We start from the raw sequence: 21,246 nt of genomic DNA on the forward strand, positions 1-21,246 counted from the left end.
TGCGGGCCTGTTAAAGACAGGGTCGATGCGGCACCGACCCCGCAGGGTCGACCGCAGCCCCAGATGGCAAGTCCGGCCCATGTCTGTCAACACGCCATCTTGTGACAAGTTGACGACACGGCAAACCGGCCGTTCGATTGAATGAAGATGTGGGTGTAAGTGCAGGTTTCTGTTGCCAGGTACCTGCGAACCCCGCCTTACCCTGCTAGGGGCAAGGACTTAAGATTTGATATTGCGCACAGCTTACGCTGCGAGCGCCATCGGAGCTTTGTTGTCATTTGCAACTAGCTTTAACGGACCGATAACGGTGGTTCCTCACCGGGCAAAAGCAAACCCCTTTAGACGTTCGTCGATCCTGTTTCGACCCCATGGCCCCAAATGAAGGGCGTTTGGTGGAGTCGCCGGGTACCGCCCCCGGGTCCGAGCCGCTTATTACGAGCGCGTTTATCACCATAGTTCCGAAGAACAATTCAGATTTAGGGTGGCGTGCCGGCATTTGCAATCCCCTTCGATGCAAAGATGCGGCTTTAAAGCTCTTGCATGCCGCCTAAAATGCTTTCAACTTAGAACCATTCCAAATTGATGGAGCGCCCATGCTGTCCTATTTCTCGTCCCGCCGACGGTTTGCGGATCTCAGTGAACAAGAGGTTCTGGCCCTTGCGATTTCGTCCGAAGAAGACGACGCCCGGATTTACCGCAGTTTTGCGGCTCGGCTTAGGGCGGACTATGCGGCGACTGCGGCTATCTTCGATGGCATGGCCGCCGAGGAAGAGGGCCACAATCAGCGCCTGATCAAACTGCATCAGCAGCGGTTTGGCGACACCATTCCCTTGATCCGGCGCGAACATGTGGCGGGGTATTACGCCCGCAAGCCGATCTGGTTGCTCGACAAGCTGTCATTGGATGATATTCGCGGACAAGCCGAAGGGATGGAGCAGGAAGCCCAGCGTTTTTATGAACTTGCGGCGCGACGCTCAAGTGATGCCAACACCCGTGCGCTGTTGAACGAGTTGGCCGCGGCCGAGGCTCAACATGAAAACATCGCTGCCGATCTGGCCGCAACGCACTTGCCTGACGACGCCCGTAGCCATGAGGACCAAACCCGACATCGCAAGTTTGTTCTGACATGGGTGCAGCCGGGGCTGGCGGGCTTGATGGACGGGTCAGTGTCGACGCTTGCGCCGATTTTCGCGGCGGCTTTCGCGACTCAAGACACCTTTCAGACCTTTCAGGTCGGCCTTGCGGCGTCGATTGGTGCGGGCATTTCTATGGGCTTCACCGAGGCCGCGTCCGATGACGGCCAACTGTCAGGGCGGGGATCCGCGTTGAAGCGGGGGATCGCGTCAGGGGTCATGACGACCATCGGTGGCCTCGGTCACGCGCTTCCTTATCTCATTCCACACTTCTGGACCGCAACCACCATCGCCGGGATCGTCGTGTTCGTCGAACTTTGGGCCATCGCATGGATCCAGAGCCGATATATGGACACGCCGTTTTTCCGGGCGTCGCTGCAAGTGGTGATCGGAGGCGCGCTAGTTCTGGCCGCTGGTGTCTTGATCGGTAGCGGATAACGCCCCGGTCAGCGGGGCGTCACCTGTTTGAAGTCAATTGGTTAGAAGCCGGCTTTAATGCGTTCGAAATCCGCAATCATCTTTTCGCGGATGGCGTTGTCCATGGGCAGTTGCGCAAGGATCGGCACGGAGATCGGGTTCAGTCCGGCTTCTTCCAGACGCATCGGATCGATGTCCGCCATGGCGTCTGTATTCGCGCTCGCATAGCCCAGTTCTTGCAGCATGTGGTCGGCAACGGACGGCTGCAGAAAACTCTCGACGAAGACGTTCGCCTTTTCTTCGCTGCCCGGGCCGTCCTTCAAGTTGACGTAACCACAGAACCACAGTGACGAGCCTTCGACGGGCTCGCGCTCAAAGGCGACGGGGAAATCCTCGGCCTTCAACATCGCTGGGGTTTCATTCCACGACCACGACACCAGAATTTCGCCGGTGGCCATCAGTTGGGCCAATTCCGCCCCATCGGTCCAATAAGCGCGCACGTTTTCATGAACTTGCCGCAACCACGCGCTTGCGGCCTCGACATCGTCTGGGGTGGCCGTGGTCCAGTCGGTCACACCATTGGCAAGAAAGGCCAAGGCGTAGATATCATCGACATTGTCGGGCAAAGACATCCGCCCGGCATATTTTGGATCCTGAAAGACCTGCAAGGTTTGGACATCCGCCTCGGGCACTTCGGCGCTGTTATAGGCGATCCCGGTTGCGCCAAGGTCGGTGGGGATGAAATAAACCCCGCTGTCATCAGCGAAAATCGGGTTGGTCCGATAGACTTCGGCAACTGTTCCATAGCTGGGGATCAAGGACAGATCAAAGGGTTCGATCAGGTCTGCCGCACGCCATTTCGAGATGGATTGCGTACAGGGATGCGCCACATCGGCGCGAAAGCCCGAACGTAGCTTTTGAAAGGCCTCTTCTTCGTCACCAAAGAACGTATAGGTCGGGTGTACCCCGTAAGTCTCACCGTAAAGGGTTGAAAATCCGTCCGTTTCAAAGGCGGACCAGTCAAAGATCAAAAGCTCGGAATCGGCGGCCAGAAGCGGGCCGGACAGGCCCAGCACGACAGCGGTGCTGCAGAGGAAACGGGTGGAAAATGACGCCATGAAATCTCTCCGGATGTGAAGGCGTCCGAATCTATAGGGGCAGGGTTGCCTTGCGGGAAGCGAAAACTCTTCGCTCAGGACAACTTCTGTGCCTTTCGCCTCAACACCCTTTAAAACGCCCGTAAAATGGGCCAACTGTAGTCTCAGAACTTGGCCGGACCTGCGACAGGACTGCGGCTGGCACCAAACCGTTCGACGGTCGGGTCCGTGGATCCGCTTGATGGACCAATCCAGGCGTCGGTGTGACGTCACACAGGAGGACACCAATGTTCAGGGCATTACTGGTCGAAAAATCCGACAGCGGCGACACCACAGCATCGGTGCAATCCCTGTCCGAAGATCGTTTGCCTGCGGGCGAGGTGACCGTTGCCGTCGAATATTCCACGGTCAATTACAAAGACGGCTTGTGTATCGGTCCGGGTGGCGGGTTGGTGCGGACCTATCCGCATGTGCCCGGAATTGACTTCGCCGGGACGGTCGAGACGTCGGATGATCCGCGCTACAGCCCCGGTGACAAGGTGGTGCAGACGGGGTGGCGCGTTGGCGAGGCGCATTGGGGGGGCTATGCCGAAAAGGCCCGGGTCAAGGCCGACTGGTTGGTGCCATTGCCCGAGGGGCTGAGCACAGCGCAAGCCATGGCCGTGGGCACCGCCGGGTTTACTGCGATGTTGGCGGTGATGGCTTTAGAAGATCACGGGTTGAAGCCGGGGACCGGTCCGGTGCTGGTCACTGGGGCCTCTGGTGGCGTCGGCTCGGTTGCGACCGCCATTCTGGCCAATCTTGGGTATGAGGTGGCAGCGGTGACAGGGCGGCCAGAGGGCGGCGATTATCTGCGCGGCCTTGGCACCAGCCAAATCATTCCGCGCGCTGATCTGGCCGACACCATCAAACGCCCGTTGGAAAGTGAAACGTGGTCAGGCTGCATTGATGCGGTGGGCGGCGCGATGCTGGCTCGGATCCTTGGACAGATGAAATATGGGGCGTCGGTGGCGGCGGTGGGTCTGGCCGGCGGCACCGCGCTGCCTGCAACCGTAATCCCGTTCCTGCTGCGCGGCGTTAACTTGCTGGGGATCGACAGCGTGATGAAACCCTATCCTGATCGCCTGCGGGCTTGGCAACGGGTGGCGGCTGATCTGCCGATGGACAAGCTTGAGGCGATGGTTCAGCCCGCAACCTTGGCCGATCTGCCGCAACTTGGCGCTGATATCCTGAAGGGCCAGGTGCAAGGGCGCGTGGTCGTTGATGTCCGGAAATGAGTTGCGATCCGGACATGGTCCCCGTGTGCTGGGTCCCGGTGCGCTGGTGCCATGATGGCTGATCGGGCGCCGGTAATTTGGTGGGTGCGCCGCGATCTGCGGTTGGCCGATAACCCGGCGCTGACGGCGGCTGTGGCCACAGGTCGGCCAGTGATCCCGGTGTTTGTGCTGGATGCGGAAACCGAGGACCTTGGCGCGGCGCCCCGCTGGCGTCTGGGGCTGGGGCTTGACGTCTTTGCCACGACACTCAACGATCATGGAAGCGGTTTGGTCCTGCGACGCGGCGTGGCGTTGGACTGTTTGCGCGCACTCATCGCCGAGACCGGGGCAAAGGCGGTCTATTGGTCGCGTCTGGTTGATCCTGCCGCAATCGCCCGTGACACGGCGGTGAAAACCGCGCTGACCGCCGAGGGCGTCGAGGCGCGCAGCTTTTCCGGCCATTTGTTGTTTGATCCGTGGACGGTCGCCACCAAGACCGGCGGCTATTACCGCGTCTTCACCCCCTATTGGCGCAACGTCCGCGACCGGCCAGTGGCCGAGCCGCAACCGGCACCGTGCAGATGGCCCAGCCCAGAGCGTTGGCCTGCCTCGGACGATTTGAACGCGTGGCAGTTGGGTGCTGGCATGCATCGCGGCGCCGCAATCGTTGCCCGTCATGCCCGCCCCGGCGCGGAGGCCGCTCAAGACCGGCTCGACACGTTCCTTGAGACACGGGTCGCCACCTATGCGCAAGACCGCGACCGGCCCGCTTTGGATGGGACCTCTGGCCTCAGTGAGCATTTAACCTATGGCGAGATCAGCCCCGCCACCTGTTGGCACGCAGCCCGCCGTGCCCTTTATGACGGCGTGCCCGGGACCGAGACTTTCCTTCGGGAACTGGCATGGCGCGACTTCGCCCACCATCTGGCCTATCACACGCCGCATCTGATCACCGGCAATTGGAAACCCGACTGGGACGGCTTCCCGTGGACAACCGATGCCAGCGATCCGGCGATCCGGGCGTGGCAGCAGGGCCGCACCGGCATTCCGTTCGTCGATGCCGGGATGCGCGAACTCTATGTGACCGGCACGATGCATAATCGGGCCAGAATGATCACCGCCTCATATTTGACCAAGCATCTTCTGGCACATTGGAAGATCGGGCAGGCGTGGTTTGCCGCATGTCTGATCGACTGGGACCCAGCCTCGAACGCCATGGGGTGGCAATGGGTGGCCGGATCGGGGCCCGATGCCTCGCCCTATTTCCGGATCTTCAATCCGGTGACCCAATTGGACAAGTTCGATCCCAAGGGCGGCTATGCCGACCGCTGGATCGCCGAAGGCCGGTCCCAGCCCGCACCCGAGGCGCTGTCCTACTTTGAGGCCATTCCTCAGTCATGGGGGATGTCGCCCACCGATCCCTATCCTGATCCGGTCATCAGCCTGAAAGACGGGCGGGATCGGGCGCTGGAGGCCTATGCGGGCCGGAAAACCGACGCGTCCGACGATCTGTGATCTTGCCAACTGGGCCGCGCGCCTCACATTGTTGACCGAACCCTATCGGAGCGCCCATGACCTCGTCTATGCCCCCCCTGACCAGTGTTGCCGGCCAAGCTGATCTGCCTCGTTATTTCGCCGCGGTTTTCAGCCAAGCCGCTGCCATGCAAAATGGCCGTCTCGAAGTGATCTTGCCTGATGGTCGCCGCTTTCGGATCGAAGGATCGCAGCCCGGGCCGGTGGCGGAAGTGACCGTGCACAATCCCGATCTGTTCGCACGGCTGCTTCGTGACGGCGATCTCGGCTTTTCCGAGGCCTATATGGATGGTTGGTGGTCGACCCCAGACCTGCAAGCCTTTATGGATATGATCCACTCTGAGAACGACGCAATGCTGTCGGGCTTTCCCGGCATTGCGCTGGTGCGCGCGGTCGAACGGGTGCGGTTCTGGCTGGCGCGCAATACCCGCAGTCAGGCCCGGCGCAACATCGCCCAACACTATGATCTCGGAAACGATTTCTACGGGGCATGGCTGGACGAGACGATGACCTATTCTTCGGCGCTGTTTCAGACGGGACAGGAAAGCCTCGAGGCGGCGCAAACCGCGAAATATGCATCGCTCGTGGATCGGATGGGGGCGAATCCCGGCGATCATGTGCTTGAAATTGGCTGCGGCTGGGGTGGATTTGCCGAATATGCGGCCCGCGAACGAGGGCTCACGGTCACCGCGTTGACCATCAGTGCGGCGCAACATGACTATGCCCGGGCGCGTATCGCCGCAGCGGGCCTGTCAGATCGGGTGGAGATTAAGCTTCAGGATTATCGCGACGAACGCGGGCAATATGACGGCATCGCCTCGATCGAAATGTTCGAGGCCGTGGGCGAGCGCTTTTGGCCGGTCTATTTTCAGACCCTGCGCCGCAACTTGAAACCTGACCGCGCGGCCACCCTTCAGGTCATCACGGTCGAAGATAGGCGCTTTAAGACATACAGAAAACAAATTGATTTTATTCAAAAATATATTTTTCCCGGTGGGTTTCTTCCCAGCCCATCGGTGCTGCAAGCGCAGATTGAACACGCCGGGCTTCTGTTGGACGGTTCGATCGAATTTGGCCCGAGCTACAGCCAAACCCTGCGCCGTTGGAGTGATCGGTTCAACAGTCGCTGGGATGATCTGGCCCAGATCGGCTTTGACGAGCGGTTTCGGCGAATGTGGACCTACTATCTGACCTCCTGCGCTGCCGCGTTTGAAAGCGGCGTCTGTGATGTGACGCAAATTACCATGCGTGCACCTTCCCGCTGAACCGGTAGGCCAACGCCGCCTGCAACCATCTGTCAACTGGACGCCGCTGCGCCCGTGCCACAGAGGGGGCGCTGTGCCGTTTTTGACTGGAGTGCAGCGATGTCCCGCTATGTGATTGCCGAGTTTCCGTTTGATGATGAGGCGCTGGTTCAGGGGCTGGCCAGCGCACCGACAAGCGATGCGACCAAGGACGCGCAGGAACCGTCACCGCGTTACGTTGCCATGGCGGGACCGGATCAGTCTTGGCCGCTATGGCAAGTGTCCGAAACGGTCGCAACGCGGGCCGGGTATCTGGCGGCGGTGTTCGGACTGGACCCCGCGACGGTTGAAGTCACGCGGGACGGTACAGCCATCCCGGCAATTCAGTTCAAGGTCGACCCGGCAGCCGCGAAATCGGTCCGCCGCGACGGGCGATGGCCCGCGATCTTGCGCGAGGCATCGACCGAGATCCTGACCTATCTGGGCGATCGCACACCGCAGCAGGTGGCAGCGCGTCTTGGCATGATCTTGTCCCGTGCCGATGCCAAGGTTCTGGCGCAACAGACAACCCATGGCGGGGAAAGCGGTCTGGATCACAGCGATATTCATATGGTGACGGTGCGCCGGCCTTATTCTGAGTATTTCGCGCTGGAAGAATACGTCTTTAGCCATACCCGTTTTGACGGCGGCGAAAGCCCCGTCGTTGAGCGGGCCGCAATGATTGCGGCGGATGCGGTGACGGTACTGCCCTATGATCCTGTCCGCGACCGGGTGCTGCTGGTGGAACAGGTCCGGGTTGCCCCCATTGCCCGGGGCGACCGGCAGCCGTGGGTGCTGGAAGCTGTGGCTGGCAGGATCGAACCGGGTGATACCCCTGAGCAGACCGCCCATAAAGAAGCGCAAGAAGAAGCCGGTGTGACGCTCAGCCAGCTCTTTTCGGTGGCGGATTACTATCCGTCGACGGGCTGCTTTTCGGAATTTGTCTATTCTTATATCGGCCTGACGGATTTGCCGGATGGGGCCGCGGGTTTGGGCGGGGTCGCCGCCGAGGGCGAGGATATCCGTGGCCATATCCTGCCGCGCACCGTGTTTATGGACCGCGTGCGCGCCGGTCAGATCCGCAACGCGCCATTGCTGATTTCCGCCTATTGGCTTGAGGCTAATCTGAGCCGGGTGCGCGGCGCTGGTTGAATCCCTCCGCGTCCCTGCCTAGACAGGCAGGGACAACTTTCGGAGGTCACCATGGACGTCTATAACGATCTGGCCTCGGCCATCGGCAATACCCCCCTGATCCGCCTGAACGCAGTCAGCGACGCGACGGGGTGTGAAATTCTCGGTAAGGCCGAATTTCTGAACCCCGGTCAGTCGGTGAAGGATCGCGCCGCGCTTTATATCATCCGCGATGCGGTGGCCCGCGGCGACCTGCGTCCGGGGGGCACCATCGTCGAAGGGACCGCAGGCAATACCGGCATCGGTCTGGCGCTGGTCGGGGCCTCCATGGGGTTCAAGACGGTGATCGTCATTCCCGAAACCCAGAGCCAGGAAAAGAAGGATATGATCCGTCTGGCCGGGGCGGAACTGGTGCAGGTGCCCGCGGCGCCGTACCGCAATCCCAACAACTATATCCGCTACTCCGAACGATTGGCGGCCGAACTGGCCCGGACCGAGCCGAACGGAGTGATCTGGGCCAATCAGTTCGACAACGTCGCCAACCGCCAAGCCCATATCGAGACTACGGGTCCAGAGATCTGGGCCCAGACCGAGGGCCGGGTCGATGGCTTCACCTGCGCCGTTGGCTCGGGCGGGACCTTGGCCGGGGTGGCAGCGGCGCTGCAACCCAAGGGCGTCAAGATTGCACTGGCTGATCCCGAAGGCGCGGCGCTGTACAGCTATTACACGACCGGCACCTTGGCCTCCGAGGGCGACTCGATCACCGAAGGCATCGGGCAGGGCCGCATCACCGCCAATCTGGAAGGGTTCACCCCAGACCTTTGCTATCGGATCCCGGACAGCGAAGCGCTGCCCTATGTCTTTGACCTGCTGGCGCATGAAGGGTTGGTTCTTGGCGGGTCGTCGGGCATTAATATCGCCGCCGCCGTGCGGATGGCCCGTGATATGGGCCCCGGCCACACCATCGTCACGGTGCTGTGTGATTACGGGTCACGCTATCAGTCCAAACTGTTCAACCCAGCGTTCCTGAAGTCCAAAGGCTTGCCCGTACCGCGCTGGCTGGATGGGCCGTGGCGCCAATTGCCGGACGCCTTCGAGGACCAATGATGTCACAATCGCAGACCGTGCGTTCATTCTGGGCGCCGGTTGTGCTGGCCCTGACCCTTTGCTTCAGCTTGCTGCTTGGTGCGGGCGCAGGGTTGGCGCAGGACCAAACCGCGAGCCCTGATTACGACAATTGGCTCACCTTCGTGGACCGGGTTGAAGAGGTCTTCGAGAGAGATGAGGCCAAAGAGGTCACGCTGCAACGCTTACGCAGCGAACTGATTGGATATCGCGACAAGTTCAATTCTGCCGAGAACGTCAATCGCACCCAAGTCGATCAGGTTGCCAAACAGATCAGCGCGCTGGGGCCTGTGCCCGAAGACGGGGAAAGCGATCCGCCCGAAGTGGCGCTGCGCCGGCAACAGCTGTCGGATCAGATGGCCAGTCTCAATGCGCCGATGTTGCGGGCCAATGAGGCCTATGTTCAGGCCGATGCCTTGGTCTCTCGGGTTGATCGCACCATCCGCGATCGTGCCGCACGGGAAACCCTTAGTCGGGGACCAAGTCCCCTCAACCTGCTGAACTGGGGGGCGCCGCTGGCCGATGTGGAAGCGGTTGTGGTGCAGCTCTGGTCCGAAGCAAGGGCGAACCTCGCGTCCGAGGAGGATACAAACACGATCCTCGGGAACACACCCGCCGCCATCGCAGCCCTGTTGCTGGGCATGGTTTTGGTGTTCCGGCCACGGGCTTGGGCCCTGCACTTTGAACCCACCATCGGACGGGTGAAATCCAAGGCCTCGCGCCGTTTGCTGCGCCTGCTCAGCGCTTTGCTGCAACTGGCGCTGCCTTGGGGCGGGCTGGTCCTTATTCTGCAGGCGATCAACCTGACCGGGGTGCTCGGCATCACCGGCTCGGCCACGCTTTATAGTCTCGGCGTCTTTGGCCTTTGTGTAATCACCGGCATCTGGCTAGTGCGGCAGATGTTCCCGTTGGATGACGACGGCGACAGTCCGTTTGGCTTCAAGCCCAGTCGGATGGCGTTCGCGCGGTGGATTTCGACAATCCTGGTGATCACCCTGTCGCTTGGTCGCGGCTTTTCGGCGATGTCCGAACAGGTCGATCTGCCCGAACTGAGCGAAAACTTTCTGTTCTTTCCGCTAACGGTGGTGTCGTCCTACGCGCTGTTCCTTATCGCGCGGATCTTTAAGCGCAACTATCGTCACGTCACAGGCAGTTCGGACGAAGTGTCGTTCATGGCACGGGTCCACGTGGTACTGGCCAATTTGGGCATGGCGATCGGCTTGTTCGCGCCGGTCGCGGGCGCGGTTGGCTATCTGGCGCTGAGTGAACGTCTGATTTTCGCCAGCGGGTTTAGCTTTTTGCTGTTTGGCTTGGTGGCGGTGCTGCAGCGCGGCGTCGATGAATTCTATGATCTCGTGTTTCCGCCCGAAACCCCGAACGAGAGCGCGCTCTTGCCGACCTTGGTTGGCGCTGCATTGGGGTTGGCCTCACTGCCGTTCCTAGTGTTGCTTTGGGGCGGACGGGTTACCGATCTGACGGAAGCTTGGACCAAGTTTAAGGCGGGTTTGGTGGTCGGCGGTGTGACCGTGTCACCGGGAGTGATCTTTTCCTTCCTGCTGGTCTTCATGGCGATGCTTATTGCCACGCGCGTTCTGCAAAGCGCACTGCGCAATACCATCCTGCCAAAGACCAAGTTGGATCTTGGGGCGCGAACAGCCCTCGATTCCGGGATCGGCTATATCGGTGTCTTTCTTGCCGGTCTGATCGCCTTCACCACGGCGGGGATCGATCTGTCGTCTTTGGCCATTTTGGCCAGCGCCTTGGCCGTCGGCATCGGCTTCGGCCTGCAAACCATCGTCTCTAATTTCGTGTCGGGCATCATCTTGTTGATTGAGCGCCCGGTGTCAGAGGGCGACTGGATCGAGGTCAGCGGCCAGATGGGCATCGTTAAGCGAATCTCGGTGCGCGCGACGCGGATCGAAACCTTCGACCGAACCGATGTGATCGTGCCGAACGCGGATTTGGTCTCAGGGATGGTCACGAACTGGACCCGGGGCAATCTGATTGGGCGGGCCATTGTGCCAGTCAGGGTCGCTTTCGACAGCGATACTCGGCAAGTAGAACGGATTCTAAACGAAATCGCTGAAGACCAACCACTTGTGGTGATGAACCCGGCACCTCAAATTTTGTTCCGGGGTATTGGCGAACATGCGCTGAACTTCGAAGTGCGGGTCATTCTGCGCGATGTGAATTTCCTGTTGAACGTTCAATCGGACATCAACCATGCCATTGCCAAGCGATTTGCCGAAGAAGGCATCGTGATTCCGTTCCCGCAACGGGATATTTGGTTGCGCGGCGGTGAAGGACTGGCGCAGGTTGCGGCCCGAGACGGTCAGGGAGCGAAGTTCGGTCCATACCAGCCGCTGGCCCAAACGGCCGCCCAATTTGATTCCGGCGGCGATGGTGGCGACGGCGATCACTAATCGGTCGTCGTGCACTGTTACACTTTAACGGTCAGCGCTTCTCGGCGCGCCCGCGTTGGCCTGTTCGAACCACACGGCTGCCTGCGCTGTGCCCGTGGGTTGCCGAAATCCCTCGTGTGACGGGCGTCACCCGCACAGATAATGGGTCAGCAAAAAGCCCCCCGGAATGACCGAGGGGCTTTGAAAAGCTCTTGCTGCGTGGCCTTAGCCTGCGGCGCGGGACATGCGCTTGCGCTCGTTCGGGTCGAGATACCGCTTGCGCAGACGGATGGCGTTCGGGGTCACTTCGACCAGTTCGTCATCGTCGATATAGGCAATGGCCTGTTCCAGCGTCATGGTGATCGGCGTGGTCAGGCGGACGGCTTCGTCCGTACCCGATGCGCGGACGTTGGTCAGCTTCTTGCCCTTCAGCGGGTTCACTTCCAGATCGTTCTCACGGCTGTGTTCGCCAATGATCATGCCGGTGTAAAGCGGCACCTGCGCGCCAATGAACATCCGACCACGATCTTCGAGGTTGAACAGAGCGTACGGCACCGAGTTGCCGTTCTCCATCGAGATCAGCACACCGGCACGGCGGCCCGGGATCGACCCGCGATGCGGCGCCCATGCGTGGAACACCCGGTTCAGCACGCCAGTGCCGCGGGTGTCGGTCAGAAACTCGCCATGATAGCCGATCAAACCGCGCGACGGCACATGCGCAATGATGCGGGTCTTGCCAGCACCGGCTTGACGCATTTCCACCAGATCGCCCTTGCGGGGACCGGTCAGCTTTTCGATCACGACGCCGGAATATTCATCATCGACATCGATGGTGACTTCTTCGATCGGCTCGTGGCGCTGACCGTCGATTTCTTGGAACAGAACCTGCGGACGCGAGATCGACAGCTCAAACCCCTCACGGCGCATGTTCTCAATCAGAACGCCCATCTGAAGTTCGCCGCGACCGGCAACTTCGAAGGCTTCGCCGCCGGGGGTGTCGGTCACTTTAATGGCGACGTTGGTTTCGGCTTCTTTCAACAGACGGTCACGGATGACGCGCGATTGAACTTTCTTGCCGTCACGGCCTGCCAGTGGGCTGTCATTGATGCCGAAGGTCACAGTGATCGTGGGCGGATCGATCGGCTGCGCCGGGATAGGCGTGGTCAGGGACGCATCGCCAAGCGTGTCGGCCACGGTTGCCTTGCTCATGCCAGCAATGGAAACGATGTCGCCGGCAACCGCTTCATCGATGGGCTGTTGTGACAGGCCACGGAAAGCGAGAATTTTTGTCACGCGGAAGGATTCGACTTTCTCGCCGGTGACGCTGAGTGCGTTCAGCGATGCGCCGGTCTTCAGCGTGCCGGATTCGACCCGGCCAGTCAGCAGGCGGCCAATGAACGGATCGGCGCCAAGGGTCACAGCCAACATTTGGAACGGCTCGTCCTTGCGCGCAACCTGGCTGGGGGCGGGCACGTGCTTGATGATCAGATCGAACAGCGCCGACAGATCCTTGCGGGGACCGTCCAGTTCCATATCCGCCCAACCCGACCGGCCAGAGGCGTACATGTGCGGGAATTCTAGCTGCTCGTCATTGGCATCCAGCGCAGCAAACAGGTCAAAGCATTCGTCCAACGCACGGTCCGGCTCGGCGTCAGGCTTGTCGACTTTGTTCAGCACCACGATTGGGCGCAGGCCCAGCTTCAGTGCTTTCGAGGTAACGAATTTGGTCTGGGGCATCGGGCCTTCGGCCGCGTCAACCAGCAGAACAACGCCGTCGACCATCGACAGGATGCGTTCGACTTCGCCGCCGAAATCGGCGTGACCGGGAGTGTCCACGATGTTAATGCGGATGCCGTTCCAAACCACCGAGGTCGCCTTGGCAAGAATCGTGATGCCGCGCTCGCGTTCCAGATCATTGCTGTCCATCGCGCGTTCGGTCGTCGCTTGATTCTCGCGATAGGTGCCCGATTGTTTGAGTAGCTCGTCCACCAGAGTTGTCTTGCCGTGGTCGACGTGCGCAATGATTGCGATGTTTCGCAGGTCCATGAGTATTGTGCCTTGAAGGGGTAAGTTGACCGCTCGTTAATGCGGCGACGCGGCGTTGGCCAGTGGGAATCGGGTCGCAGGGGGGGATTTACTGCGGAAACGTTGCGTTTAATGCACTGTACTGGACGAAAATAGGTTGATGACCAGAACGCCGCACAGGATCATCACCATGCCAAGAATGGCGGGCATATCCAATGTTTGCGCAAAAACAACATAGCCAATGACGGCAATCGAGACGATCCCGACCCCGGACCAGATGGCATACGCGACGCCAACAGGAATGTGATTTAACGTGAGCGACAGGAAGTAAAACGACAGCGCATAGGACAGCGCAACGAAGATCGACGGCCCCAGCCGGGTAAATTGCTGCGTCGATTGCAACGCAACCGTGCCCATCACCTCGGACGCGATGGCGAGAATCAAAAAGAAATAGGGCAGGGCCATTCTGTGTCAGACCGGAAGAGCGGTCGTGTCCTTTATACGTTCCATCACGAAGTTCGCAGATATATCGCTTAGATCCAGTCTGGCAATCAACTCTTTCCGAAGTCGGTCGTAATCGACCAGACTTTCGACCTGCGCTCGCATCAGATAGTCCTGATCACCGGTCATGCGAAACAGGCCGGTGACCTCGGGGATGGTGTCGATTTTCTGATGCAGGCTGTTGACCCACTCTTGATCGCGGCGTCCGGAGCGAATCTGGATGAACACCGTCAATGGCCGCCCGATGGCATCGGCATCAAGAATGGCGACCCTGCGGGTGATGATCCCGCTGCTTTCCAGCATTTTGACCCGGCGCCAACAGGCATTTCGGGACAGTCCGATCCGCTCACCCAAGGTTTCCAAAGCGAGACTTGCGTCCACCTGCAACTCGGACAGAATTCTTCGGTCAATATCATCTAGTTTCATGCGGTCAGAAACCTCACTCGTCAAAAAATACTCAAAAAATAACCGGACCCCACGTACGACAGGGCGCACTTTCGGGCGGATGCCGGTCAAGCCATGCTGGAAGCTGCCGCTATAGTAGACTGCATCAGTGTCCAGTGCGAACCGCATTTTGTCGCGCTTTCCAATGACTTCTGGTCTTAGTGGTTACTCGGCTTGGCCTGCCGTGAATGGCAAGGCCTGCGACAGATCACGGGGCGATATAGCGGTCTCGGCGATGATTGAACGTGATCACGCCATTCAGGCAGATCGCCCCAAGTAAAGAAAACAAAACCACCCGCGTGTCGAACAAGAACAAAGCCACCGTGAAGATAATAGCATCGACGATGAACTGGACATAGCCGGCCTTAAATCCGGTGCTGTCTTGAATCATCAAGGCAACAACACCAATGCCGCCCATGCTGCCCTTGTGCCGGAATAGCGCCAGCAGACCCAGGCCGACCATCACGCCAAACAGCAAAGCGCCCAGATAGGGGTTCAGGTAATTGAACGATACCCAGTGGGGCATGGCTTCGGTTAACACCGACAGGGCCGCGACGCAGCCCAAGGATTTAAGAGTAAATTCCCAACCCAACCGCTGTTTTGCAAGCCAATAGAACGGCAGGTTGATGGTAAAGAAGACCCATCCAAACGGCAGGCCAGTGACGTAGGACACGATCAGCGCAATGCCTGCGGTCTGCCCGGTGAAAAACCCCAGTTGGGCCAACAGGACAATCCCAAACGAGCTTAACAGCACGCCGATGCTGAGACCTTGGAGGTCCTCAAGCGGCGTGTGGCGGACGGTATGAGGAACCGGGATGGGGACGGATGCAGGCATAAGTCTGATCTACGCGAGAGATACAGGCCGGGACAGAGATTCGTTATCGCCTGTGACCACGTAAGGGTGCCGCGCCACAGAAATGGGCAAACCATGTTCGTGCTTGGACATTGCGCTTATGAAAAAGGCCACCCCGGAGGGTGACCTTTCGCGCAATCAATCAGGATCGGACCAGATCAGCCGGCCAAAGCCTTATTCAGGTTCTCGTCGATCTTCTCAAGGAAGCCCATGGTCGAGAGCCATTTCTGCTCAGGTCCAACCAGAAGCGCCAGATCCTTGGTCATGAAGCCGGACTCCACGGTGTCGACGATGACTTTTTCCAGCGTTTCTGCAAAGTTCATCAGCGGCGTGTTGTTGTCCAGCTTGGCGCGGTGCTTCAGACCACCGGTCCACGCATAGATCGACGCGATCGAGTTGGTCGAGGTTTCCTTGCCAGCCTGATGCTGACGGTAGTGACGGGTCACGGTGCCGTGGGCCGCTTCGGCTTCGACAGTCTGTCCGTCCGGGGTCATCAGAACCGAAGTCATCAACCCGAGCGAGCCAAAGCCCTGTGCCACGGTGTCGGACTGAACGTCGCCATCGTAGTTTTTACAGGCCCAGACGTAACCGCCGCTCCATTTCATGGCGCAAGCAACCATGTCATCGATCAGGCGGTGCTCATAGGTGATGCCAGCCGCTTTGAACTTGTCGGCGAACTCTTCCTCATAAACCTTCTGGAACAGGTCCTTGAAGCGGCCGTCATAGGCCTTGAGGATGGTGTTCTTGGTCGACAGGTAAACGGGCCAACCCAAGTTCAGGCCATAGTTCATCGACGCGCGCGCGAAATCGATGATCGAGGCGTCGAGGTTGTACATGCCCATGGCAACGCCCGAGGTCGGCGCGTCGAACACTTCGCGTTCAATCGTGGTGCCATCCTCGCCAACGAATTTCATCGTCAGCTTGCCCTTGCCGGGAAACAGGAAGTCGGTGGCGCGGTACTGGTCGCCAAAGGCATGACGGCCAACGACGATCGGCTTGGTCCAACCGGGCACAAGGCGCGGCACGTTCTGGCAGATGATCGGCTGACGGAAAATGACGCCGCCAAGGATGTTGCGGATCGTGCCGTTGGGCGAGCGATACATGCGCTTGAGGCCGAATTCCTCGACGCGGTCTTCATCCGGTGTGATGGTCGCACATTTGACGCCAACGCCGTATTTCTTGATCGCTTCAGCCGCGTCCACGGTGATCTGGTCGTCGGTTTCGTCGCGCGCTTCGATCCCAAGGTCGTAATACTTCAGGTCGATGTCCAGATACGGCAGGATCAGCTTGTCCTTGATGAACTGCCAGATGATCCGGGTCATTTCATCGCCGTCCAGTTCGACGACCGGGTTGTCCACCTTAATCTTGGTCACTGGGGAGAGCCTCCTGCTATTTGGGTGAGTCGTGTTCACCCGCCTGATAACGCATTCGATGCGGCCTGCAAAGCGCGGTATGCCATTGTATACTTCTAGGCGGCGGGTGTCATTGTCACAGCCTGCCGGGATCCCGGCAGGCGTGGGTCCCTTATCGGGAGAAGAACGGGGCGATCCGGGCGCGCACGAACGTCCACAACTTCGGGGCGCCTTTGGCAACCTTCACCCCAACCCGGCTGTCGATCTGGTCCAGCGTGACGTTATATTCCGTCCAGCTGCCGCCGCCGGAGGATTCGTTCAACAGCAAAGGCTGAACCCGGTCGATGGATTTGGCGAACACGGCATCCGGGGTTGTCGCGGCCTCAAACTCGTCCCACAACGCCCGAAAGCTGACCGCCTGATCGGGCGGCAGTAGGCCGAACAGGCGGTCAGCCGCCGCCCGTTCCTTGGCCTCTTGGGCTGCGACATCGAACTTGCCGTGAATTGGCGCGTCTCCGGCGTCGATCTCGACAATGTCATGGATCAGCAGCATTCGGATCACGCGATCAATTTGCACATCTGGCCCGGCCTGATCGGCAAGAACCATCGCAAATAACGCAATATGCCACGAATGCTCGCCGGAATTTTCCCGGCGAGAATTGTCACAAAGCGGCGATGCCCTCAGCACCTGTTTCAGCTTGTCCGCTTCCAGAAGAAAGGTCAGTTGCTGAGACAGGCGCGTATCTTGGGTCATCGGGACGTTTCAGTCAGGCGTTTCTTCACATAGCCGCCGACGGAATCGATCAGCGTGTCCATATGCGGATCTTCGAAGAAGTGCCCAGCACCTTCGACTTCCTGATGGGTGATCGTGATGCCCTTTTGCTCGTGCAACTTGCCGACAAGGGTTTTCGTATCCGCTGGTGGCGCAACCCGGTCCGACAGACCATTGATCATCAGACCTGAAGACGGGCAGGGCGCAAGGAACGAAAAGTCATACATGTTCGCGGGCGGTGATACCGAAATAAAGCCGGTGATCTCAGGACGGCGCATCAGCAATTGCATTCCGATCCACGCGCCAAAGGAAAAGCCTGCAACCCAGCAATGCTTGGCATTCTGGTTCATCGACTGCAAATAATCCAGCGCAGAGGCAGCATCGCTCAATTCGCCGATGCCTTGGTCGTATTCACCCTGGCTGCGCCCAACGCCACGGAAATTGAAGCGTAGGACGGTAAAGCCCATGTTATAAAAGGCATAATGCAGGTTATAGACCACACGATTGTTCATCGTGCCGCCGAATTGTGGGTGGGGGTGCAGCACGATCGCGATCGGCGCATCCTTTGCCTTCTGAGGATGATAGCGTCCTTCAAGGCGGCCTTCTGGGCCGGGGAAGATTACCTCTGGCATGGTCGGATTGGTCTCTCTTTGCCTGTGTGGGTCTTGGTCTTCTGTCTTGACGACCCTCGGAGCCCGTTTTAGAACTATTCTAACTTACTGGGTTCGGACAGATCTTTTCCGGGAGTTTTGGAAGTAACTATCCTGTAGAGATTGGTCAATGGGACAGCGAGGGTACATCCATGAAACTTAGCACAAAAGGTCGGTACGCCATGGTGGCATTGACCGATCTGGCGCTTCAAAGCGCCGAAGGGCTGGTGACATTGGCCGAAATCGCCAAGAGGCAGAACATCTCCTTGGCGTATCTAGAGCAATTGTTTGTCAAGCTGCGGCGGGCCGGGCTGGTCGACTCTGTGCGCGGGCCAGGTGGCGGCTATCGTCTGGCGCGGGCGCCAAGCGAGATTCGGGTCAGCCAAATTTTCGAAGCCGTCGATGAAACCGTCAGCGCACTACATACCGGACTGGGCGCGTCGGGCGGCTTGTCGGGCAGTCGGGCGCAATCCCTGACCAATCGGTTGTGGGAAGGCTTCAGCGCCAATGTCTATGTGTTTTTGCATCAAACGCGTTTGTCGGATGTGATTGCCAATGATCTTGCGCCCTGTCCGGCGGTGCCAAATATCTTTGCGATTGTCGACGAATGACCAAAGCTGGACGCACATATCTGGATTGGAACGCCACGGCGCCGTTACGGCCAGAGGCCCGTGCGGCGATGATCGACGCAATGGATTTGGTGGGCAACCCGTCCTCGGTGCATGCCGAGGGGCGGGCGGCGACCTCTGTGATGGAACGGGCACGGCAGCAAGTGGCGGTGGCCTTCGGGGCGCAAGCTGCGGACATCATCTTTACCTCTGGCGCGACCGAGGCCGCCGCTCTGGCGCTGGCCGGTCGGTCGTTGTCGGGTGGCGAGATTGAGCACGACGCGGTGCACAGTTGGATAACGGCGGACTTGCCGATGGGCCCGGATGGGCAGATAAAGATCCCCGACCCGGCGCGGTCGTGTGTGCAGGCGGCCAACAGCGAGACGGGCATCTTACAAACGGTACCGCCGGGACTGGCCGTGTGTGATTTCACCCAAGCCTTTGGCAAAGTGCCGGTCAGCTTTGACTGGTCGGGGGTCGAGATGGCGCTGATATCGTCCCATAAAATCGGTGGGCCAAAGGGGGTTGGCGCGCTTGTGGTGCGGCGCGGTACCGAAGTGCCGGCCCAAATTCGCGGCGGCGGGCAGGAAATGGGCCGCCGGTCGGGCACCGAAAACCTGATTGGCATCGCTGGATTCGGCGCGGCAGCGGCGGCGGCGCAGCGGGATCTTGACGCTGGACGCTGGGACGAAGTGGCCCAACTTAGAAACATTCTAGAATTAGAACTGGACGACGCCGCAAATAAGACTATTTTACTCGGGAAAGGTGCGCCGCGTTTGCCGAACACCACATGTCTGGCAACGCCGGGCTGGAAGGGTGAAACGCAGGTCATGCAAATGGATCTGGCGGGATTTGCCGTTTCAGCGGGGTCGGCCTGTTCCTCCGGCAAGGTTCGGACAAGCCGGGTGCTGCGTGCGATCGGGCTTGACGATACGGCGGCCGCTTCGGCGCTGCGGGTGTCGATCGGCCCCGACACAACCGAAGATCAGGTCCGGCGCTTTGCGCAGGCTTGGTTGAAAAGCTTTGCTCGCCACGATGCGCGGGCAGCCTGATAGCCCGGATTTATCTGGGGTTGGGCACTAACTGTTACCGGCACGAATGCGTGCCAGACGAAGGGAAAGACGGCATGACTGCCTTGGATAACCAGACTGAAGTGCGCGACGGCGTCGACCGCGAGACCGTCGAAACGGTGCAGTCGATGGCTGGCACCTACAAATACGGCTGGAATACAGATATCGAGATGGATTACGCCCCCAAAGGCGTGAACACCGATATCGTACGTCTGATTTCCGGCAAGAATGAAGAGCCGGAGTGGATGACCGATTGGCGTCTGTCGGCCTACGCGCGCTGGGAAAAAATGACCGAGCCGACATGGGCGATGGTCCATTATCCGCCGATCGACTACCAAGACCAGTATTACTACGCCCGTCCAAAAAGCATGGACGTCAAGCCGAAGTCGTTGGACGATGTCGACCCGAAATTGCTGGCGACCTACGAAAAGCTGGGCATTCCGCTGAAAGAGCAGATGGTCCTTGCTGGCGTCGAAGGGGCGGAAGATGTGCCCGCAGAAGGCCGTAAAGTGGCTGTCGATGCAGTGTTCGACTCTGTCTCGGTTGGCACCACCTTTCAGGCCGAGTTAAAAAAGGCCGGCGTGATCTTTTGTTCGATCTCGGAAGCCATCCGCGAGCATCCCGAACTGGTCAAAAAATATCTTGGAACAGTCGTGCCGCCGTCGGATAACTTCTTTGCAACGTTGAATTCGGCGGTCTTCTCGGATGGCTCGTTCGTCTATGTGCCGCCCGGTGTCCGCTGCCCGATGGAACTGTCGACCTATTTTCGGATCAACGCCGAGAATACCGGCCAGTTCGAACGCACCCTGATCATCGCCGATAAGGGCTCGTATGTCAGCTATCTTGAAGGCTGCACCGCCCCTAAGCGCGACACCACCCAGTTGCACGCGGCAGTCGTCGAGATCATCATCGAAGAAGATGCCGAGGTGAAGTACTCCACCGTCCAGAACTGGTATCCGGGCGATGAGAACGGCAAAGGCGGCATTTTCAACTTCGTGACCAAACGTGCCGATTGCCGGGGGGACCGGGCCAAGGTGATGTGGACGCAGGTTGAGACCGGCTCGGCCGTGACGTGGAAATACCCATCTTGCATTCTGCGCGGCGATGACAGCCAGGGCGAGTTCTATTCCATCGCCATCGCCAACAACTACCAGCAGGCTGATACCGGCACCAAGATGGTGCATTTGGGTAAGAACACTAAATCGCGGATCGTGTCTAAAGGCATCAGCGCCGGCAAAGCCCAGAACACCTATCGCGGTCTGGTGTCGATGCACCCCAAGGCCAAGAACAGCCGCAATTACACCCAGTGCGACAGCTTGCTGATCGGTGGCGATTGCGGGGCGCATACGGTGCCGTACATCGAGGTCCGCAACAACTCGTCCCGGGTTGAGCATGAGGCGACGACATCGAAAGTTGATGACGATCAGCTGTTCTATTGCCGTCAGCGCGGCATGGACGAGGAAGAAGCCGTCGCCTTGGTGGTGAACGGGTTCTGCCGCGAGGTGCTTCAAGCCTTGCCGATGGAATTTGCCATGGAAGCACAGGCGCTTGTGGCGATCAGCCTTGAAGGGTCGGTTGGGTGACGGGCCGCACG

The 21,246-nt window shown here is 59.4% G+C and carries 18 protein-coding genes and 1 other RNA gene; 10 read left to right on the plus strand and 9 right to left on the minus strand.

The window, feature by feature from the left end; all coding sequences use genetic code 11:
* Positions 1 to 158: 158 nt before the first annotated feature.
* Positions 159 to 506: a transfer-messenger RNA gene (gene ssrA, locus BV911_RS06770) on the minus strand.
* 87 nt (positions 507 to 593) lie between these two features.
* On the opposite strand from ssrA, the gene mbfA reads away from it, so the two are divergent.
* On the plus strand, positions 594 to 1,571 hold the full coding sequence (mbfA, locus tag BV911_RS06775; RefSeq protein WP_086052842.1) for an iron exporter MbfA: 978 nt from the start codon (positions 594 to 596) through the stop codon (positions 1,569 to 1,571).
* Positions 1,572 to 1,612: 41 nt separating this feature from the next.
* On the opposite strand, the gene BV911_RS06780 is transcribed toward mbfA, so the two are convergent.
* Complete coding sequence (locus BV911_RS06780; RefSeq protein WP_086052843.1) at positions 1,613 to 2,668, minus strand: extracellular solute-binding protein; 1,056 nt, start codon at positions 2,666 to 2,668, stop codon at positions 1,613 to 1,615.
* Between the two features lie 266 nt (positions 2,669 to 2,934).
* On the opposite strand from BV911_RS06780, the gene acuI reads away from it, so the two are divergent.
* The 6 genes from acuI to BV911_RS06810 all read left to right on the plus strand — a co-directional run bounded on the left by acuI (position 2,935) and on the right by BV911_RS06810 (position 11,398).
* Entirely contained in the window at positions 2,935 to 3,924 is a 990-nt protein-coding gene (gene acuI / locus BV911_RS06785) for an acryloyl-CoA reductase (RefSeq protein ID WP_086052844.1), read from the plus strand.
* A gap of 54 nt (positions 3,925 to 3,978) precedes the next feature.
* Positions 3,979 to 5,418 (plus strand): deoxyribodipyrimidine photo-lyase, encoded by a 1,440-nt coding sequence (locus tag BV911_RS06790; RefSeq protein ID WP_086052904.1) that lies wholly within the window; start codon positions 3,979 to 3,981, stop codon positions 5,416 to 5,418.
* Positions 5,419 to 5,486: 68 nt separating this feature from the next.
* A complete protein-coding gene (locus BV911_RS06795) occupies positions 5,487 to 6,701 on the plus strand; it encodes a cyclopropane-fatty-acyl-phospholipid synthase family protein (RefSeq protein ID WP_086052845.1) in 1,215 nt (404 codons plus the stop codon).
* Between the two features lie 99 nt (positions 6,702 to 6,800).
* Positions 6,801 to 7,871, plus strand: coding sequence for an NUDIX domain-containing protein (locus tag BV911_RS06800; RefSeq protein WP_086052846.1), 1,071 nt, complete (start codon positions 6,801 to 6,803; stop codon positions 7,869 to 7,871).
* A 51-nt stretch (positions 7,872 to 7,922) separates the two neighbouring features.
* Positions 7,923 to 8,957, plus strand: coding sequence for a cysteine synthase A (locus BV911_RS06805; protein ID WP_086052847.1), 1,035 nt, complete (start codon positions 7,923 to 7,925; stop codon positions 8,955 to 8,957).
* Positions 8,957 to 11,398: a DUF3772 domain-containing protein gene (locus BV911_RS06810; protein ID WP_168184004.1), complete on the plus strand. Its 2,442-nt coding sequence runs from the start codon at positions 8,957 to 8,959 to the stop codon at positions 11,396 to 11,398. The genes BV911_RS06805 and BV911_RS06810 overlap by 1 nt, the downstream gene beginning before the upstream one ends.
* A gap of 204 nt (positions 11,399 to 11,602) precedes the next feature.
* Here the strand turns inward: BV911_RS06810 and typA are convergent, their stop codons facing one another.
* From typA to BV911_RS06845, 7 genes are all read right to left on the minus strand, one after another.
* Positions 11,603 to 13,423 (minus strand): translational GTPase TypA, encoded by a 1,821-nt coding sequence (typA, locus tag BV911_RS06815; protein ID WP_086052849.1) that lies wholly within the window; start codon positions 13,421 to 13,423, stop codon positions 11,603 to 11,605.
* A gap of 108 nt (positions 13,424 to 13,531) precedes the next feature.
* Positions 13,532 to 13,867 carry a multidrug efflux SMR transporter gene (locus BV911_RS06820; RefSeq protein WP_086052850.1) on the minus strand — a complete coding sequence of 112 codons (336 nt, stop codon included), beginning with the start codon at positions 13,865 to 13,867 and terminating at the stop codon, positions 13,532 to 13,534.
* A 6-nt stretch (positions 13,868 to 13,873) separates the two neighbouring features.
* Positions 13,874 to 14,329: an Lrp/AsnC family transcriptional regulator gene (locus BV911_RS06825; RefSeq protein WP_086052905.1), complete on the minus strand. Its 456-nt coding sequence runs from the start codon at positions 14,327 to 14,329 to the stop codon at positions 13,874 to 13,876.
* A 226-nt stretch (positions 14,330 to 14,555) separates the two neighbouring features.
* Positions 14,556 to 15,182: a YitT family protein gene (locus tag BV911_RS06830; RefSeq protein WP_086052851.1), complete on the minus strand. Its 627-nt coding sequence runs from the start codon at positions 15,180 to 15,182 to the stop codon at positions 14,556 to 14,558.
* A gap of 176 nt (positions 15,183 to 15,358) precedes the next feature.
* Positions 15,359 to 16,573, minus strand: a complete 1,215-nt coding sequence (locus BV911_RS06835) for an NADP-dependent isocitrate dehydrogenase (protein ID WP_086052852.1) — start codon at positions 16,571 to 16,573, stop codon at positions 15,359 to 15,361.
* A gap of 151 nt (positions 16,574 to 16,724) precedes the next feature.
* A complete protein-coding gene (locus BV911_RS06840; RefSeq protein WP_086052853.1) occupies positions 16,725 to 17,306 on the minus strand; it encodes an HD family hydrolase in 582 nt (193 codons plus the stop codon).
* Positions 17,303 to 17,956, minus strand: coding sequence for an alpha/beta hydrolase (locus tag BV911_RS06845; RefSeq protein WP_086052854.1), 654 nt, complete (start codon positions 17,954 to 17,956; stop codon positions 17,303 to 17,305). Before BV911_RS06845 ends, BV911_RS06840 begins: the two co-directional genes overlap by 4 nt.
* A 170-nt stretch (positions 17,957 to 18,126) precedes the next feature.
* Here BV911_RS06845 and BV911_RS06850 point away from each other — a divergent pair, with 170 nt between their 5' ends.
* From BV911_RS06850 to sufB, 3 genes are all read left to right on the plus strand, one after another.
* Positions 18,127 to 18,585: an Rrf2 family transcriptional regulator gene (locus tag BV911_RS06850; protein ID WP_086052855.1), complete on the plus strand. Its 459-nt coding sequence runs from the start codon at positions 18,127 to 18,129 to the stop codon at positions 18,583 to 18,585.
* Positions 18,582 to 19,634 (plus strand): cysteine desulfurase family protein, encoded by a 1,053-nt coding sequence (locus BV911_RS06855; protein WP_086052856.1) that lies wholly within the window; start codon positions 18,582 to 18,584, stop codon positions 19,632 to 19,634. The genes BV911_RS06850 and BV911_RS06855 overlap by 4 nt, the downstream gene beginning before the upstream one ends.
* A 74-nt stretch (positions 19,635 to 19,708) precedes the next feature.
* Positions 19,709 to 21,235 (plus strand): Fe-S cluster assembly protein SufB, encoded by a 1,527-nt coding sequence (sufB, locus tag BV911_RS06860; protein WP_086052857.1) that lies wholly within the window; start codon positions 19,709 to 19,711, stop codon positions 21,233 to 21,235.
* Positions 21,236 to 21,246: the final 11 nt, after the last annotated feature.

This window comes from Pseudoruegeria sp. SK021 (genome assembly GCF_002119405.1).
Taxonomy (GTDB): domain Bacteria; phylum Pseudomonadota; class Alphaproteobacteria; order Rhodobacterales; family Rhodobacteraceae; genus Meridianimarinicoccus.

Excerpts from the sequence above, each read along its gene's own strand:
- typA (WP_086052849.1), bottom strand. The coding sequence starts at position 13,423 with ATGGACCTGCGAAACATCGCAATCATTGCGCACGTCGACCACGGCAAG.
- BV911_RS06855 (WP_086052856.1), top strand. The coding sequence starts at position 18,582 with ATGACCAAAGCTGGACGCACATATCTGGATTGGAACGCCACGGCGCCG.
- BV911_RS06840 (WP_086052853.1), bottom strand. The coding sequence starts at position 17,306 with ATGACCCAAGATACGCGCCTGTCTCAGCAACTGACCTTTCTTCTGGAA.
- BV911_RS06790 (WP_086052904.1), top strand. The coding sequence starts at position 3,979 with ATGGCTGATCGGGCGCCGGTAATTTGGTGGGTGCGCCGCGATCTGCGG.
- BV911_RS06810 (WP_168184004.1), top strand. The coding sequence starts at position 8,957 with ATGTCACAATCGCAGACCGTGCGTTCATTCTGGGCGCCGGTTGTGCTG.
- BV911_RS06850 (WP_086052855.1), top strand. The coding sequence starts at position 18,127 with ATGAAACTTAGCACAAAAGGTCGGTACGCCATGGTGGCATTGACCGAT.
- BV911_RS06800 (WP_086052846.1), top strand. The coding sequence starts at position 6,801 with ATGTCCCGCTATGTGATTGCCGAGTTTCCGTTTGATGATGAGGCGCTG.
- mbfA (WP_086052842.1), top strand. The coding sequence starts at position 594 with ATGCTGTCCTATTTCTCGTCCCGCCGACGGTTTGCGGATCTCAGTGAA.
- BV911_RS06780 (WP_086052843.1), bottom strand. The coding sequence starts at position 2,668 with ATGGCGTCATTTTCCACCCGTTTCCTCTGCAGCACCGCTGTCGTGCTG.
- acuI (WP_086052844.1), top strand. The coding sequence starts at position 2,935 with ATGTTCAGGGCATTACTGGTCGAAAAATCCGACAGCGGCGACACCACA.
- BV911_RS06820 (WP_086052850.1), bottom strand. The coding sequence starts at position 13,867 with ATGGCCCTGCCCTATTTCTTTTTGATTCTCGCCATCGCGTCCGAGGTG.
- BV911_RS06795 (WP_086052845.1), top strand. The coding sequence starts at position 5,487 with ATGCCCCCCCTGACCAGTGTTGCCGGCCAAGCTGATCTGCCTCGTTAT.
- BV911_RS06830 (WP_086052851.1), bottom strand. The coding sequence starts at position 15,182 with ATGCCTGCATCCGTCCCCATCCCGGTTCCTCATACCGTCCGCCACACG.
- BV911_RS06805 (WP_086052847.1), top strand. The coding sequence starts at position 7,923 with ATGGACGTCTATAACGATCTGGCCTCGGCCATCGGCAATACCCCCCTG.
- BV911_RS06825 (WP_086052905.1), bottom strand. The coding sequence starts at position 14,329 with ATGAAACTAGATGATATTGACCGAAGAATTCTGTCCGAGTTGCAGGTG.
- sufB (WP_086052857.1), top strand. The coding sequence starts at position 19,709 with ATGACTGCCTTGGATAACCAGACTGAAGTGCGCGACGGCGTCGACCGC.
- BV911_RS06845 (WP_086052854.1), bottom strand. The coding sequence starts at position 17,956 with ATGCCAGAGGTAATCTTCCCCGGCCCAGAAGGCCGCCTTGAAGGACGC.